This is a genomic window from Rhodococcus sp. 14-2483-1-1 (genome assembly GCF_002259335.1).
In the GTDB taxonomy this organism is placed as follows: domain Bacteria; phylum Actinomycetota; class Actinomycetes; order Mycobacteriales; family Mycobacteriaceae; genus Rhodococcoides.
This window is the reverse complement of the sequence record NZ_NPFX01000010.1, coordinates 36,248-51,960: the sequence shown is the minus strand read 5'-3', so window position 1 is coordinate 51,960 and position 15,713 is coordinate 36,248. Positions and strand designations below refer to the sequence as shown.

The following is a 15,713-nucleotide window of genomic DNA, read 5'->3' as shown; positions in this document are numbered from 1 at the left end:
GACCGAATTCGGGGTACCGACATACACGGACCACGACAAACCAGCACCTGTGGAGGGTTCTGAGGTGATCGACGTGGCGGCTGCGACGCTTAATGCCGTCGACATCGTCATCGCCGCGGGCACGCACTACCTGAGCCCTCGGTCGCTGCCGACTGTGAGCGGCATCGAAGGCGCGGGTACGACGCAGGACGGTCGCCGCGTCTATTTCTCCCTGCCGGTCTCGCCCTACGGTTCGATGGCTCAGCAGGCGTTGGTACGGACGTCGTCGCTTGTCGAACTACCCGACGGACTGGACTTCTCGACCGCCGCGACGCTGGGCAATGCCGGCCTTGCGGCGCTGATGCCACTGACCCATGGGGGTCGCATGACGCCAGGGGAGAACGTGGTGATCCTCGGAGGTACCGGGGTGGTCGGCCGCCTCGCGGTTCAGGCTGCGCGGTTACTCGGCGCAGGATCGATCACGGTCGTGGGGCGCGATGAGGCCGCACTCGAATCCACCCGTGATCTCGGGGCCACGGCGACGGTTGCCATCGGTGAGAGGAGCGTCGACGAGCTGAGCACGGCCATTGGGCAGGCATCCTCCGGCGCGGATGTGATCGTCGATTACACCTGGGGCGCAGTCGCTCTGGCCGCACTACGTGCCGGCAACCGGCTCGTTCGTCTGGTACAGATCGGCGACAGAGCCGGTGCCGAGGTCACCGTTCCTGCGCAGCTCCTGCGATCACTCGGGGCGAGCATCGTCGGATTCATGCCGATGCACTACGGACCCGACGCAACCTCGCAGGCGTATCGCACCCTCACCGACTGGGCCGTCAGCGGGCGGATCGCAGTGGAATACGAGAATGTGCCACTGGCAGAGGTCGCGAGTGCATGGGAGCGAGCCCCACGCACCCGTCACAAGCTGGTACTGGTCCCCTGACCCATCAGCCCAGCGAGTCGATGAATTCCTGTGTCAGACTTGCGATGTCGTCGGCATGGGAGATCGGCGACCAATGCCCCGCCGGAATGTCGTTGCGCGTGAGGTTCTTCACCCACTTGCCGGTGTCGTCGTAGTGGTACGGACGCACCGCGACGTCCTCGGTGTTGACGATGAGGTGAACGGGGATGTCGATGTATCGATCCCGCGGATTGGTCAGCAGCGGAATGATGTTGGCCCGATACAGATTGGTGCCGTTGGTGGCATCCGACCACAGAGTGGAGTTCTGGGTGACGAGCTTCGGGTCGACTCCCGAGAACTCCTGGAGGAACGCCGGCCAACCCTTGGCGAACTGTCGCTTGATCCGCAGCGTCGACAGGCCGGGGATGTGGAAGGTGACGGTGTACCAGGACGCCCGTGTCTGGGCGAGGACCTGCTTGATGCCGGTGAGAGTGGGTTTGCGGAGCCGCGACTGCGACCACTTACCGAGATGGTCGAGATTGGGTCCCGAAATCGATGTGTAGGAACGAATTCGGTCCTTCGCCTGCGGTTGAGCTGCCGCCTCCCATACCTCCACGGCACCCCAGTCGTGAGCGAGCACGTGAACGGGAGCATCGGGGCTGACCGCATCGGCGACGGCATAGAAGTCCGATGCCAGCCGCGCCAATTTGTACGCCGACTGCTCGGTGGGCACCGTGCTCTCGCCTGCACCGCGGGAGTCGTAGCTGATCACCCGGAAGCGATCCTCGAGCTGGGGCACGATGTGACTCCACAGTTCGTGAGTATCGGGCCAGCCGTGCACGAGGACGATCGGATCGCCGTTCGGGTTTCCGCTCTCGAACACCGCCAACCGAATTCCTTCGTTGACGACCGTCGTACGAACCGCATTGCTGCTCAACAATTTTCCGTTCTATAGATCGAGTACGAGACGCCCGCTGCGTGCGCGGGAGACGCAGATGAGCATGTGATCGCGCTGCTCTTCGGGGGTCAATCGCGTTTCGAGGTGCTCGGGCTCACCGGAGAGCACACGCACCTTGCAGGTACCGCAGAAGCCCTGCTGGCACGAGTACGCGATATTGGGCTTCTGTTCCTTGACCGCGGTCAATACGGAGGCGTCGGCGGCTACGTCGAGCACGGCTCCGGTGCTGATCAGCTGCACCTCGAAGGGTCGGCCGTCGAGAATCGGCGGCGGGCCGAAGCGCTCGAAATGCAGTGCGGTGGCCGGGGACTGACGGAAGTCGCGGCGGACGGCGTCGAGCATGGGGGTGGGGCCGCAGCAGTAGACGGCACCGCCGGCTGGGGCGCGCTCGAGCAGTTCGCCCTCACCGGGGTATCCGTGTACATCGTCGGTCCGGACGAACACGCGGTCCGATTCCCAGCTCTCGATCTCGTCGAGAAAGGGCATCGTGTCGCGGGAGCGACCGCAGTAGACGAACTGCCAGTCCATGCCGAGAATCCGTGCGGCACGGACCATCGCGATGATGGGAGTGATTCCGATCCCGCCGGCGATGAAGAGTGCACTGCCGTCGCCGACGAAGGGAAAACCGTTGCGGGGACCGCGAACAGTGACCTCGGTGCCGGGTTGCAGTCCGTGCATCTCGATGGACCCGCCTGCGCCGGTGGGGATTCGGCGCACCGCGATGCGATAGGAACTACGATCGGATGGGTTGCCGCACAAAGAGTATTGCCGACGGCGACCCGACGGTAGGTGCAGATCGAGGTGGCAGCCCGGATGCCAGATCGGGAGCTGTTCGCCCGTCGGCGACGCGAGGGTGAGGGCAGCGACATCGTTGTCCTCGGCGACGATCTCGCGTTCTGTGACGACCAATCGCAATGCGGAATCGGGATTGTGTCCGGCGACGGCATCGTTGTACTCCGCGCCGGCAGCCGCCTGCATGTACCCGTTGAGGAATGTGCCTAGCAGCTGCATCGAACGATCCGGGCGTCCGCGTCCGCGCAGATCCGGCGGTGCATCCTTGGGGAGCAGCCGTGGGACGCGGCGTGAGGTGAGCTTCACCTCGCCGCAGCCTGCGCGGCCGGGGAGGACGCCAGGTACCGGACGGCCTGGGCAGTGGAGCCTTCCTGGCTGGGGTGGTAGGACTTCTTGAGGTAGCGCGACATGCTGCGGCCGACGTGCGTCAGCGCGGGCAGGGTGCCGCGGCGGACCGACTTTCTCCACAGCGCCGAGCGCGGCTTGCGTACGGATTTCGGTGCCGACTGCAGCTCCGGATCGTTCTTCATCAAGAAGATGATCCCGCGCATCCAGATGTACGCCATCAACGGCACGACGACCACGAACGTGCGCAGCCGACGAACTTCGCGCTTGTCGAAGTAGCGGAGCGTGTCGTAGGCGACCGAGCGATGCTCGACCTCTTCGGCACCGTGCCAGCGCAGAAGGTCGAGCATGGTGGGGTGGATGCCCGCGCGGTCGAGACCGTCGGCGTTGAGCACCCAGTCGCCGAGAAATGCCGTCACGTGTTCGATGGCGGCGATCAGAGCCAGTCGCTCGACCAGGTTGTTCTTCGATCGCAGACTGGTCACCGAGTCGGATCCGAGGACCTTGCCGAAGGCCCACTCCATCTGGTCGGTGAACGGTGTCGGGTCGAGGCCCTTGGTTTGCAGGTGCACGAGCACGCCGGTGTGCGCCTCGGCGTGAACGGCCTCCTGCCCGATGAAACCGATGACGTCGTCGCGCAGCTTCTCGTCGTCGATGTACGGCAGAGCTTCTTTGAAGGTGTCCACGAACCAGTGCTCGCCTGCGGGCAGCAACAGGTGCAGCACGTTGAGAACGTGCGTGGTGTACGGATCGCCCGGCACCCAGTGCATCGGCAGATCGCTCCAGTCGAACTTGACGTTCCTGGCTTGCAGCATCACTTCGCCGGGATCCGATGCAACAGTCTTCCGTTGGCTCATCGAGTCCACCTCCTCCACTCCGCGTGTGTGGCCGATGCCACAGAGCGCAACTTAGTATAAACACCGGTTACAGGTAAAAGGAACCATGTCGGTCGCGAATGAGAGACTTCTGCAATGACCGACCCCTCCCCAGCGGCAGTTCCCCCGAGCACCGTCCCCATCACGTGGCCTGCCGAGTGGCCGGCCGAGGTTCGACGGATCGCCGATGCCACGAACGATGCCCTGGCCGCTGTTGCGGCGGGGGATCCGATCGCGTTCGACGACGCCGTCGAGCTGTTGGGCCGCTCGGACTCGGCGCAAGCCGGTCACGTGCATGCCGAAATGGTACGCACGTTGCTGGAAGAGGTATATAGCGATGGAACGGCGAGAACGTCCAGGAGGTGCTCGGCCGCACCGTACGAGGCGCACACTGGCTGCCGAATCTGGATATCGCCGGGTTCGTCGAGGTGCTCACCGGAGCCCTGGGTGTCGCAGATACGGAAGAGCAATCCCGCTCCAGGCCCCGTCCGGCGCACGCGTTGTTGGTGGTCGCGGACCTACTCGCGGTGCGCCGCGCCAGGGCCGAGACCTACCTGCGCCGCGCACTGGCCGAAGTCCGCCGAGCCGAGACGATCGAGATGCCCTAGCGAGATCTTCGCCTGTCTTGCGCAAGTGCTAGACAGGCGAAGAAAGCGCTACCGATCCAAAAGGTTGGCGCCGGCGATGACTGCCCTGATGGACGACAGGGTCGCGTCGGCATCCATGCCCATCGACCATTCGCGTCGACCGTCACGCTCGGCCAGCACGAATGTGGCCGTCTCCGAACCGATGCTCTGCTGGTGGAACGAGAGAATCTCGATGCGGAATCCGGCATCGTGCAACATCGACGACAGTGCCTCGATCGGCCCGTATGTCGTTGCGGCACAGTTGATGATGGTGTCGCCGATACCGAAGGTGGCGTCGAATTCGGTCCTGCCACCAGGTGCCCTGCAGGCAGTCCACGACCCCAGTCGGAGCGGTCCGGTGGTGGGTGAGAAGCGTTCGGTGAAATTCGCCCACGACTTGTGTTGCCAGGTGATCTCGTCGCGCATCGTGCGCGGTAGGGCGCAGCCGAAACGGGCATGGAAGGGATCTGTGGCGAAAGAAGAAGCAAGTGCATTCATGAGGATGGTCTTCCGAATGTGAAGGGAGGACCGAGAGAGCACGACGACCCGCAGCGAGGGGTCGGTCCGAATCAGACCCCGCTACGGCGGCGTACTACGAGAATGCGCTTCACACCCCAGAAAGTAGTCCTTCGTCGCAGCCGCGCGCAAGTATCGAGTGAATACAGATCTCTAGGACACGAGCTAGATGTCCGCATATATCGCACGACTCGTTGTAACTTTGGCCCCATGGACCCCGTGCGTAACCCTTACGCTCCCGGCGCCGGCCAGCGCCCACCCGAGCTCGCAGGCCGAAAGAAGCAGCTCGACGCCTTCGATGTGGTGCTCGAACGCATCACCCGCGGCAGACCGGAGCGCAGTGTCGTTCTCACCGGTCTGCGGGGCGTCGGGAAAACGGTGCTGCTCAATCAGCTCCGGTCCGCAGCCATCGCCCGCGGATGGGGAACCGGGAAGATCGAGGCCCGCCCGGACCAGGAACTGCGTCGACCGCTGTCCTCGGCCCTGCACATGGCGGTCCGCGGTATCGCGGCCTCGCATCGCGATCCCGAACGCGTCGACGAATTCCTCGGGGTGCTCAAGGCCTTCGCTCTGCGCTCCACCGCCGACAAGGGCATGCGGGAGCGATGGCAACCAGGCATCGACGTCCCGGCCAAGACCGGCCGCGCCGACTCCGGCGACATCGAGATCGACCTCGTCGAACTGCTGCTCGACGCCTCCGCGCTGGCCGGCGACGTGGGCGTGGGCATCTCCATCTTCATCGACGAGATGCAGGACCTCGGGCCCGCAGACATCTCCGCGCTGTGTGCGGCCTGCCACGAACTCAGTCAGGACGCCGCCCCGCTGATCATCGTCGGAGCCGGTTTGCCGCACCTGCCTGCGGTGCTGTCGGCATCCAAGAGTTACTCCGAGCGCCTGTTCAGCTACCACCGGATCGGTCGGCTCGAACGAGCCGCGGCCGACCTGGCGCTGATCGCACCGGCCGATCGAGAGGACGTGGAATTCAACCCCGACGCCCTCGACGCGCTGTACGCGGCCGCTGACGGCTACCCGTATTTCGTCCAGGCCTACGGCAAGGCGACCTGGGATCTTGCGGCCGACACCCCGATCACCGTCGAGGACGTACGCGTCGCCGCCCCGACGGCGGAAGAGGAACTGGCCGTCGGATTCTTCGGTTCTCGCTACGAACGCGCCACGCCTGCCGAGCGTGAATACATGCGCGCGATGGCCGAACTGTCGGTGGACGACGGCTCGGTGCCGACCTCGGCCGTGGCGACCGAACTGAAGCGCAAGCCGGCGTCACTGTCCCCGGCCCGCGACGGCCTGATCAAGAAGGGCCTGATCTACTCGGCCGAGCGCGGCACCATCGCATTCACGGTGCCGCACTTCGGTCGCTATCTGCGCGCGCAGACCGACGAACCCGCGGCGGTGTGAACTATCGGTGCGCCTCGGCTCGCTCGACGCACAGTTGCTCGAGCTTCCGCACTGCCCTCGGGTCGGAGCGATCGACGTTGACGAGGTCCGCGTCACCGCCGTAGAAATCGATCAGTCGCTGATCCATCACTCTGCGCCACAGCGGCGGAACCAGCGAGCAGAAGATCATCACGGCGTACCCGGCCGGTAGCTGCGGGGACTCGTCGACGGTGCGCAGGGCCTGGTAGCGGCGCACCGGATTCGCGTGATGATCGCTGTGTCGCTGCAGGTGGTACAGAAACAGATTGCTCCAGAGGTGATCGCTGTTCCAGCTGTCCCGATGAGTCGGTTTGCCGTATCGCCCACTGGGCCGCTTCCGCCGCAACAGCCCGTAGTGCTCGAGGTAGTTGGCCGCCTCGTACAGAACGATGGCGATCGCGGCCTGCAGCACCAGATACGGCACGATCACGGTGCCGAAGACGGCGATCAGTACGCCGAACAGTGCGACGCTCATGGCCGCGGCGTTGAACAGATTGTTTCGGTGCGACCACCGCGACAGGCCTTGCCGGGCGAGGCGTCGGGATTCGAGCTCCCAGGCCGATCGCAGGCCGTGCACGACGGTGCGCGGCAGAAACTTCCAGAACGACTCGCCGAACTTCGCCGATGCCGGATCCTCCGGGGTGGCAACGCGGAGGTGGTGGCCGTGATTGTGTTCGACGTAGAAGTGGCCGTACAGAGTCTGTGCCAACGTCACCTTGGAGAGCCATCGTTCGAGGCGGGCACGCTTGTGGCCGAGTTCGTGGGCGGCGTTGATGCCGACTCCGCCGACGATGCCGACGGTGATGGCCAGGCCGACTCGCTCGGGAACCCCCAGCGGCCCGTGCGCCCACAGGTAGCAGGCGGCAACGAGTCCCGCGTACTGCAGCGGCAGGAACAGGTAGACGCACCACCGGTAGTAGGGGTCCTTCTCCAGCGCAGCGATGGCCTCGTCGGGGGGATTGCTGCGGTCGACACCGGCGAACTTGTCCACCAGGGGCAACGCGATGCCCATGATCATCAGGCCGAGGGTCCAGAAAGCGCCGGGACCGAGGAGGGTCACCAGACCCCAGGCCAGGAACGGACTCAACGGAATCGTCAATCCCAGCGGCCACAGGTAGCGCTTGGGGTCGCGCCACCGAGGCGACGTGCTGGTGGCGGACTGATCACGCATTCTGGATTCGTAACTCCTGGTTTGTGGCCGAACCTCGGGCGGAGGTTCGGAGGTAGTGGCGTCTCACAATGACATCGCCCGCTCGGCCAGGATAGTTACTCGAGCGAATCTTTGCGGGTTCGCCGATGGGCCGTCGCACGACCCGCCACCCTTGTACGGTGACCGCATGAAGCATGTCGATTCGTCGTTCACCGGAGTCCACGGAACCCGAATCGTCTACGACGTCTGGACCCCTGAGACTGCAGCCGAGAACACACCGACCGGGGTTGTCGTGCTGGCCCACGGCCTGGCCGAGCACGCGGGCCGGTACCGGCACGTCATCGAACGGCTCGGCTCTCTCGGCCTTGTCGTCTACGCGCCCGATCACCGCGGGCACGGGCGCTCCGGTGGCAAGCGGGTGGCATTGGCGAAGTGGTCCGACTTCACCGACGACCTGCACACGCTGTTCGGAATCGCAGCCGACGAGTACCCGAACAAGCGCACTTTCCTGCTCGGCCACAGCATGGGCGGCGCGATCGCACTGTCCTACGCCCTCGACCATCAGGCCGACCTCGATGGGCTGATGCTGTCCGGCCCAGCAGTGGTTCCCAGCGTCGGGCAACCGAAAGCCCTGGTGGCGGTGGGCAAGATCCTCGGGCGCCTGGTACCGGCCGCTCCCGTACTGAAGCTCGACCCCAACCTGGTCTCGCGGGACAAGAACGTCGTCGACGCCTACGTTGCCGATCCGTTGGGCTACCACGGCAGCGTTTCGGCGGGCCTGGCCGCAGCGATGCTCGGTGCCGGCGACAGTTTCCCGGCGCGCCTGCCGTCGCTGACGATCCCGGTGTTGCTTCAGCACGGAACCGCGGACGGATTGGCCGATGTCTCCGGCAGCGAACTCATCGCCGAGCTGGCCGGATCCGATGACCTGACCCTGAAGAAGTACGACGGGCTGTTCCACGAAGTGTTCAACGAACCGGAGAAGGAGCGCGTCCTCGACGACCTCATCGCCTGGCTGCGTCCGCGAGTACAGACCAGCGCTGTAAGTTCCTGACGGATCTTTTCGATGAAGGGAGTAAGGCCATGACCAGGCGAGCACTCGTATTGGGCGGCGGCGGAGTCGCAGGTATTGCGTGGCAGACGGGTGTCCTACTGGGATTGGCAGAATCCGGAGCCGACGTCACCGATGCCGAGATGCTGCTGGGAACATCGGCAGGCTCCTCGGTGGCAGCGCAGATCTCGAGCGGTGCCACGTTGGCCGAGTTGTTCGAGCGTCAGGCAGACGAATCGAAACAGGACGACGAGCCGCACGCCGAGGCAACCATCGACGAGCTGGTCTCCATGCTGGCTCGGGCGGCCCAGAATTCGGACGGCAGTGCCATCGACACTCGCCGACGCATCGGCAGCGAGGCGCTGGCGGCCTCGACGATCACCGAGCGTGAGCGCAGGGCAATCATCGAGCGACGGCTGCCGTCGCACTCATGGCCGATCCGCGACCTGCGGATCGTCACCGTCGACGCGCTGACCGGCCGGCATCGGGTACTCGATCGTGGCTCGGGCGTTCAGCTGGTCGACGCGGTGGCCGCGAGCTGCGCCATCCCGGGAATGTGGCCGCCGGTGACGATCGGCGATCATCGTTACGTCGACGGAGGTATCCGCGCGAGCGAAAACGCTGATCTGGCAGTCGGTTTCGAGAAGGTGCTGGTGTTCAGGGTGGGCGCACTCGACCTGGAGCACGATCCCTTCGACATCGAACGAGAGCGGTTGGTGAAGGGTGGCTCGAAAGTGGAAGTGGTTGCACCCGACGCCAATTCGTCGGCGGCCATCGGACCCGACGCCACCGACGTCGCCGTCCGATCCGCTGCAGCCGTGGCCGGACGAGCGCAGGGCAATGCCATCGCCGGGCGTATCGCCGAGTTCTGGGTGTAGAGAACTGCTCTGCCCTGGGTGCTCAGCCGAACAGTGTGGCCCCGTTTTCCCAGCACACTGCGCGAACCCAGTCGTCTCCCAGGTCGAGTCGGCGCACCGCCTGCAGGGCGTGCAGATACGGGTAAGGGATGTTCGGGTAGTCGCTGCCGAACAGAATGCGATTCTGTAGATCGAGTAGCCGTGGCAGCTCGTGTCTCGGAAACGGTGCGCCCGCCTCCGAGAAGTCGGTGAACGACATCGTGGTGTCCAGTCGAACGTTCTCGAAGCGATCGGCCAGATCGAGGAACTCGACATACTCGGGCATGCCCATGTGCGCGATGATCAACGGCAGCTTCGGGAATCGTTGCAGCAGCTCGGCAATCGGCTCCGGTCCGGTGTGGGTGCCGGGTGCCGGACCGGAGCCGCAGTGGATCACCACGGGTACCTGCGCGTCCGAGAGCGCGCCCCAGACGCCGTCGAGCAAGGGATCGTTCGGTGAGTAGTTGCCGACCTGGATGTGCGACTTGAAGATTCGGGCACCGTTCGTCAATGCCTGCTCGACGTACTCGGCGGCACCGTCCTCGGGGTAGAAGGTAGCGGTCTGCAGGCAGTCGGGAGTACGCGCCGCGAAATCGGCACCCCACGAGTTGAGCCACGCCGCCATCGACGGCTTGTGCGGGTAGATCATCGAGGTGAACTTGCGCACCCCGAATCCGCGAATGACCTGCAGCCGTCGGTCTTCGGCAAAGCGATACGAAATGGGCCACACGCTGCCGGTCAACGGCCCGGCACTGTCGAAGTAGCTCCACACCTTGTCCATCACGTTCTTCGGCATGAAGTGTGTGTGGACGTCGAACAGGCCGGGCAACGACAACTCGGTCCAGAAGGCGACGATGCGTTCCGTCTCTTCGAGAAGTTCGGCGTCGGAGCGCGGTTGTTCAGCGTGCGACATGGGCGTCGAACCACTCGAGAGTCTTGCCCCAGGCATCGGCCGCGGCGTCGGCGTCGAACACGGCGGGGCGGTCGTCGCAGTGGAACCCGTGCTTGCCGTGGGCGTAACGGGTGATCTCGGTGTCGACGGGGGCCGTTGCGGTGATCTCGCGCAGCGTCTCGACGTCCTGGAACGGAATGCCCTCGTCCAGATCTCCGAAGAATCCGTGCCAGGGTGTCTGGAGTGCGTCGCCCACCGAGTCCATCGCGGGATAACCGAAGCGGCCCTTCGTGATTCCACCTCCGTAGAACGTCGATGCCGCACCGAGTTGCCGTCGGACAGCGGTATGGAACGCGACAGTGCCGCCCATGCAGAAGCCGACGATCGCGATGGACGAGGGCTCGAATCCGAGTTCGGCGAGCGCACTCGCCGCCGCGTCCACGTCGGAGTCCACCTCATCCGCCTTCAATTTCCCGATGGCCGCCATGGCCGAGTCCATGTCCGAGTAGTCGAGCACGGTGACGCCCTCCTGCCGGTGGAACAGATGCGGAGCGACCGCGACCCACCCTGCGGCCGCTACCCGATTGCAGACGTCGACGATGTGGTCGGTGACGCCGAAGGCTTCTTGGATGACGATGACGCCGCCGCGGGCGGTTCCGTCGGGCTGGACGACGGTGAGGGGAGTGGTGTTCACCCTTCGATTGGAGCACAGCAGGAGAGGAGCCTGCGGAACGACCCAGTAGTGCAGGAGTGGAGCCTGCGGAATGACCCATTCGGCCAGCCGGTACCGCATGCCGGTAGCCGCGGTGAGTTCGGCTGTTTTGTACGGTGGCGTGCAGGGAACGATCCCGACCGAGAGGACCATTCATGCGCGCGGTACAGATCTCCAGCCTCGACGGACCCGACTCGGTGAGCGTGGTGGACATCGACGAACCTGCCCCGCGCGACGGGTCGGTGGTCATCGAGGTCCATGCCGCGGGCGTCGCCTTTCCCGATGCGCTGCTCACCCGTGGGCTGTACCAGTACAAGCCGGAATTGCCGTTCGTCCCCGGAAGCGAGATCGCCGGTGTCGTCCGGTCGGCACCGGCGGAGTCCGGCTTTTCGGCAGGCGATCGCGTCGCGGCGCTGACGGGCTTGAGCGACGGTATGGCCGAGGTCGCCGTGGTCTCACCCGATACGGTGTTCGCACTCCCGGAGTCGGTATCGCTCACTGCAGGGGCTGGGCTGTTGTTCAACGACCTGACGGTGCACTTCGCGCTGCGTGAACGCGGCCGGCTGGCGGCGGGCGAGACGGTGCTGGTGCACGGTGCCGCCGGCGGTATCGGAACCTCGGCGCTGCGGATGGCTCCGGTGCTCGGTGCGTCCCGGGTGATCGCCGTCGTGAGCTCGGAGGCCAAGGCCGACATCGCCCGCTCCGCCGGAGCCACCGACGTCGTTCTCGTCGACGGGTGGAAGGACGCGGTCAAGGAACTGACCGGCGGACGCGGCGTCGATGTGGTCGTGGATCCGGTGGGCGGCGATCGGTTCACCGACAGCATCCGATCGCTCGCACCGTCGGGTCGAATTCTGGTGCTGGGCTTCACCGGTGGTGAGATTCCGACGGTGAAGGTGAATCGGCTACTGCTCAACAACGTCGATGTCGTCGGCGTCGGTTGGGGCGCGTGGTGGATGACGCGGCCGGGCTACCTTGCCACCCAGTGGGCCGAGATCGAACCGCTGCTCGCCGACGGTTCGCTCGTCGCTCCCGAGCCCTCTGTGTTCCCGGCTGCCGATGCCGCTGCGGCCATCGCGTCACTGGAAAACCGCACTGCCGCAGGTAAAGTGGTGCTCGACTTCAGTCTGTGATCGGGTGTGCGGGCTGCCGGGTCACTCCGGCAGTTCGACGCCCCTCGCCTCGGCCAAGGCGGCTATCTCGGCGGGGAAGACATTCTTGAAGACGAACGGGTCCGTGCCAAGAGCCCAGTTGGGTGCGAGTTCGATGGCGTATCTCTCGAAGTAGCCGAGTTGCTTGGCCACCAGGATCAACTCCTCGGGGCTCGACGTCTTGTACTGCTTGCCCATGTTCACCAGGGCTCGGATGAAGTCCGCCAGACTGAAGTGCGCGAGGGTCGTCGAGAGCATCGGAGCGAAGACCGACTGCAGTATCGCCCCGACCTCGGCGTCCGAACCCATCTGTGGTGCAACGATTCCCAGGCGTTTGACGGTGCCTGCGAGCCGGGTGAAGTCGCCGTCGATCACGGTGGCATGGAACAGGTCGAGTAGCAGCGCGCGCCATTGTTCGTCCACCTCGCCCATGACTCCGAAGTCGAGGAACGCCACCCTGCCGTCGTCGAGCACCCACACGTTGCCCGCGTGCACGTCGCCGTGGAAAAGGCCGTGCAGCACAAGCGCTTCCATCCAGACTTTGGCCGCTCGGCGGACGATGAGCTCGGACTGCTCCCCGGGCTCGTAGCGGTCGAGTGGCGAACCGTGCATGCGTTCCATACAGATGACACGGCCGCCGCAGTAGTCGAGGAACACCTCGGGCGCGGTGACGTGCTCGTTGTCTCCGAACGCGCCGATGGCCGCGCGAAAGCTGTCCTGCCGCTTGGCCTCCACGGCGCTGTCCAGTTCCGCGAAGGTGGCAGCATGCAGGTCCACGATGATGGCCGACGCATTGGCGGTGGCGAAGAACGGAATGAACTTCTCCAGCCCGCGGGCGATGAGGTACGCGATCCGTAGATCGATCTTCATGCGGTGGTAGATCCCCCGGCGCTGCACCTTCATGACCACTTCGCGCCCGTTGTCGCGGCGCACGCACAGGTGTACCTGAGCAACCGACGCGGACGAGAGCGGCACGTCGTCGAACGAAGAGAACAGATCGTCGATTCCGCGGCCGAGATCGGCCTCGATCACCGCGCGTGCCTGCGAGCCGGGGAACGGTGGAACCTCGTCGAGGCACCGCAGGCACGTATCGGCGAGGACCTTCGGGAACAGACCCGGCGACGAGCCCATGAGCTGCCCGACTTTGACGAATGTGGGTCCGAGAGCGAAGAACGCGTCGACGACGGCCTCCGATGCATGTACCGGCCACCCGCGTCGGGGCGCACGAACCCAGCGTCCGATCGCGACGACCTGGAAGTACGTCAACACCGAACCGATGACGATCAGCCGCAGCAGTTCTCGTATGCGGAAAGTCCTCAGCTCGGGTGCGGGCTCGGGCGTCAAGGCTTCGGGTACAGCGGGCTCGGGTGTCGTGTCGTCGCGCGTCATGCGTGCACTCCTGCGGGCAGACGTGCGGCCGATGCTTCCAGCCGCGACAACAGTCGATCGAATCTCGTCTCGTCGTCCGATGCGCGCGAGAGCACCAACGCACCTTGGATGCCGGCGACGATCTCCTCGGCCAGTTCGGCCGCCGACTCGCCGTGTCCGAGGCGATTCAGTACCGGGGTGAGTGCCTCGATCCAGTGCGCGAAATGTGTTGCGACGCGTCCGGAGAAGGCCGCGCGCTCCAATCCGAGTGTGAACGCCCCGAACAGGCACACCAAGCGATTGGAGCGGAAGTAGCGGGCGGTCTGCTCGAACATGTCGTGCGTGGTCGACGCGGCATCGGTGCCGTGCCGCAGCGGCTCGAACACGTTGTGGTGAAACCACTGCTCCACGTCGTCGAGGACGGCCTCGGCCATCTCCTGCTTGCCGCGCGGAAAGTAGTGGTAGAGACTGCCTTTGCCCAGGCCGGTCTGCCTGCTGATGACCGCGAGAGACGAACCGTCGAACCCGTGGTCGCGGAACACCCCTGCGAGTATCGGCACCACGTCGTGGCGATCGCTCATGAGCCGGTACTGTACCAATCGGTACACGCCGGGTGCATCGGGGTCGAGTAGGCAGTGAATACTGCAGTTGTGAAGAGAACTACGGTGCCGGCCGCTGGAGCCTTTCTCGTCGGCGGGGTGACCTATCTGGCCGCCGAAGCAGTTGCGGCGCTGGGCTGGACCGATCGGCCGTACAGCTACGCGCGCAACAACATCAGTGACCTCGGGATTCCGGACATCTCACCGTGGCACTCGGTGATGAACACCGGTTTTGTGGTCGACGGCACGCTGTTCGTTCTTGCCGGCCTCGGATTGTCGGTGTTGTTCGAGGGTCGAGCGCGGTGGATCGTGCTGGGTACCTCGGTTGTGCACGGCGTCGGCAGCATCGTGGTCGGGCTCGCGCATGCCTCGGTCGACGGAGCGTCGGCACCGCACGCGGCGGGCGCGGGTATGGCCATCATCGGCGGAAATCTGGTGCTCCTGGCTGCAGGCCGGTACGGCGGCCGCGTCGGAGCGCCGCGGTGGTACACGGCGGGCAGCGCCCTGGCCGGTGTCGCGGGGCTGGCAGGTTTCGCGCTGTTTCTCGCCGACACGGGCATCCTCGGCGGCGGAACGTTCGAGCGGATCTCGGTCTACACCATCATCGGTTGGGAGATCGTCACCGGCGCAACGATTCTCGCGGAGCGACGCCTATCGAAATCTCGGTGACTCCTTGGCGAGAAAGGCGCGCACGCCTTCCCGCCCGTCCGTCGACCCGAATGCTTCCTCGAACACCGGCAATGCCCGTTGTGCCGGTTCGTACGGGGATGGCCCGAAGGTGAGCTCGAGTGCTCGCTTGTTCGCGTGCACCGCAGAACGGGATTTCCGAGCGAGCGTCTGCGCCAGGTCCAAGGCGACCGACAGCGATGCACCGCGCGGCGCCACCCGATTGATCAGACCCCACTCGAGCGCGGTCTCGGCGGTGATCGGCTCGCCGAGCAAGACGAGTTCGGCTGCGCGGGCCTGACCCACACGGCGCAGCGCGCGCATCGATCCGCCGCTGCTGGGGATGACGCCGAGGTCGATCTCCGGCAGTCCGAGTCGAGCTCCTGCATCGGCGACGACAAGATCGCAGCACAGCGCCATCTCGAGTCCGCCGCCCAACGCGAATCCGTCGATCGCCGCGACCGTCGGAAGCGGCAGTGCGGCCAGCAGATCGAGCGTGGCGTTCTCGAGGGTGCTCTTGCGCGCGAGCACGTCACCGTCGTTCTGCATCTCCGGCATTTCGGAGATGTCCGAACCGGCGCTGAACACCCGCTCGCCGGTGACGACCACCGCTCGAATCGTGGCGTCCCGAGCCAGTTCTCGCAGAACGGCATGCAGCCGCCGCGTCGCCGGACGGGTCAGCGCGTTGACCGGTGGGTTGCTCAGCGTGATCTGTGCGACGGCATCGAACGGATACGACAGGACAGGCGAAGACTCGGTGGGCATACCGAGAACCGTAGAGCGTTGACCAGGCGATTGGGAGACTGCC

17 protein-coding genes are annotated in these 15,713 nt (G+C 65.3%); 7 read left to right on the top strand and 10 right to left on the bottom strand.

The window, feature by feature from the left end:
• The first annotated feature begins 64 nt into the window (after positions 1-64).
• Positions 65-919: a zinc-binding dehydrogenase gene (locus tag CH294_RS08345; RefSeq protein ID WP_249305154.1), complete on the top strand. Its 855-nt coding sequence runs from the start codon at positions 65-67 to the stop codon at positions 917-919.
• A 4-nt stretch (positions 920-923) separates the two neighbouring features.
• Here CH294_RS08345 and CH294_RS08340 read toward each other — a convergent pair whose 3' ends face one another.
• The 3 genes from CH294_RS08340 to CH294_RS08330 are packed head-to-tail and all read right to left on the bottom strand — an operon-like array spanning position 924 to position 3,829.
• A complete protein-coding gene (locus CH294_RS08340; RefSeq protein ID WP_094737667.1) occupies positions 924-1,814 on the bottom strand; it encodes an alpha/beta fold hydrolase in 891 nt (296 codons plus the stop codon).
• 12 nt (positions 1,815-1,826) lie between these two features.
• Positions 1,827-2,933 (bottom strand): PDR/VanB family oxidoreductase, encoded by a 1,107-nt coding sequence (locus CH294_RS08335; protein WP_094703266.1) that lies wholly within the window; start codon positions 2,931-2,933, stop codon positions 1,827-1,829.
• Complete coding sequence (locus CH294_RS08330; protein WP_094608849.1) at positions 2,930-3,829, bottom strand: metal-dependent hydrolase; 900 nt, start codon at positions 3,827-3,829, stop codon at positions 2,930-2,932. Before CH294_RS08330 ends, CH294_RS08335 begins: the two co-directional genes overlap by 4 nt.
• A 380-nt stretch (positions 3,830-4,209) precedes the next feature.
• Between CH294_RS08330 and CH294_RS28060 the strand changes: the two genes are divergently transcribed.
• Positions 4,210-4,455 carry a hypothetical protein gene (locus CH294_RS28060; protein WP_349290428.1) on the top strand — a complete coding sequence of 82 codons (246 nt, stop codon included), beginning with the start codon at positions 4,210-4,212 and terminating at the stop codon, positions 4,453-4,455.
• A gap of 48 nt (positions 4,456-4,503) precedes the next feature.
• On the opposite strand, the gene CH294_RS08320 is transcribed toward CH294_RS28060, so the two are convergent.
• Positions 4,504-4,971 (bottom strand): alpha-isopropylmalate synthase regulatory domain-containing protein, encoded by a 468-nt coding sequence (locus CH294_RS08320; protein ID WP_094703265.1) that lies wholly within the window; start codon positions 4,969-4,971, stop codon positions 4,504-4,506.
• A 228-nt stretch (positions 4,972-5,199) separates the two neighbouring features.
• Here CH294_RS08320 and CH294_RS08315 point away from each other — a divergent pair, with 228 nt between their 5' ends.
• Positions 5,200-6,402 carry an ATP-binding protein gene (locus CH294_RS08315; RefSeq protein ID WP_094737620.1) on the top strand — a complete coding sequence of 401 codons (1,203 nt, stop codon included), beginning with the start codon at positions 5,200-5,202 and terminating at the stop codon, positions 6,400-6,402.
• 1 nt (position 6,403) lies between these two features.
• Here CH294_RS08315 and CH294_RS08310 read toward each other — a convergent pair whose 3' ends face one another.
• The gene (locus CH294_RS08310; protein ID WP_094737619.1) at positions 6,404-7,591 is read right to left on the bottom strand and encodes an alkane 1-monooxygenase; all 1,188 of its coding nucleotides are present in this window, start codon (positions 7,589-7,591) and stop codon (positions 6,404-6,406) included.
• A 166-nt stretch (positions 7,592-7,757) separates the two neighbouring features.
• Between CH294_RS08310 and CH294_RS08305 the strand changes: the two genes are divergently transcribed.
• On the top strand, positions 7,758-8,624 hold the full coding sequence (locus CH294_RS08305; protein ID WP_037151821.1) for an alpha/beta hydrolase: 867 nt from the start codon (positions 7,758-7,760) through the stop codon (positions 8,622-8,624).
• A 29-nt stretch (positions 8,625-8,653) separates the two neighbouring features.
• Positions 8,654-9,499 (top strand): patatin-like phospholipase family protein, encoded by an 846-nt coding sequence (locus tag CH294_RS08300; RefSeq protein WP_094737618.1) that lies wholly within the window; start codon positions 8,654-8,656, stop codon positions 9,497-9,499.
• 22 nt (positions 9,500-9,521) lie between these two features.
• On the opposite strand, the gene CH294_RS08295 is transcribed toward CH294_RS08300, so the two are convergent.
• Both CH294_RS08295 and CH294_RS08290 read right to left on the bottom strand, forming a co-directional pair.
• Positions 9,522-10,430 (bottom strand): amidohydrolase family protein, encoded by a 909-nt coding sequence (locus CH294_RS08295; protein ID WP_094737617.1) that lies wholly within the window; start codon positions 10,428-10,430, stop codon positions 9,522-9,524.
• The gene (locus CH294_RS08290) at positions 10,417-11,274 is read right to left on the bottom strand and encodes a dienelactone hydrolase family protein (RefSeq protein ID WP_094737616.1); all 858 of its coding nucleotides are present in this window, start codon (positions 11,272-11,274) and stop codon (positions 10,417-10,419) included. Before CH294_RS08290 ends, CH294_RS08295 begins: the two co-directional genes overlap by 14 nt.
• Positions 11,275-11,276: 2 nt before the next feature.
• Between CH294_RS08290 and CH294_RS08285 the strand changes: the two genes are divergently transcribed.
• On the top strand, positions 11,277-12,254 hold the full coding sequence (locus CH294_RS08285) for an NADPH:quinone oxidoreductase family protein (RefSeq protein WP_032378580.1): 978 nt from the start codon (positions 11,277-11,279) through the stop codon (positions 12,252-12,254).
• Between the two features lie 21 nt (positions 12,255-12,275).
• Here the strand turns inward: CH294_RS08285 and CH294_RS08280 are convergent, their stop codons facing one another.
• Positions 12,276-13,661: an AarF/UbiB family protein gene (locus CH294_RS08280; protein WP_052058508.1), complete on the bottom strand. Its 1,386-nt coding sequence runs from the start codon at positions 13,659-13,661 to the stop codon at positions 12,276-12,278.
• A complete protein-coding gene (locus CH294_RS08275) occupies positions 13,658-14,221 on the bottom strand; it encodes a TetR/AcrR family transcriptional regulator (RefSeq protein WP_170944644.1) in 564 nt (187 codons plus the stop codon). The genes CH294_RS08280 and CH294_RS08275 overlap by 4 nt, the downstream gene beginning before the upstream one ends.
• 69 nt (positions 14,222-14,290) lie before the next feature.
• On the opposite strand from CH294_RS08275, the gene CH294_RS08270 reads away from it, so the two are divergent.
• Positions 14,291-14,908: a DUF998 domain-containing protein gene (locus CH294_RS08270; RefSeq protein WP_170944643.1), complete on the top strand. Its 618-nt coding sequence runs from the start codon at positions 14,291-14,293 to the stop codon at positions 14,906-14,908.
• Here the strand turns inward: CH294_RS08270 and CH294_RS08265 are convergent.
• Entirely contained in the window at positions 14,891-15,670 is a 780-nt protein-coding gene (locus CH294_RS08265) for an enoyl-CoA hydratase-related protein (protein WP_094737614.1), read from the bottom strand. The two genes, CH294_RS08270 and CH294_RS08265, sit on opposite strands and share 18 nt — an antisense overlap.
• Between the last annotated feature and the right edge of the window lie 43 nt (positions 15,671-15,713).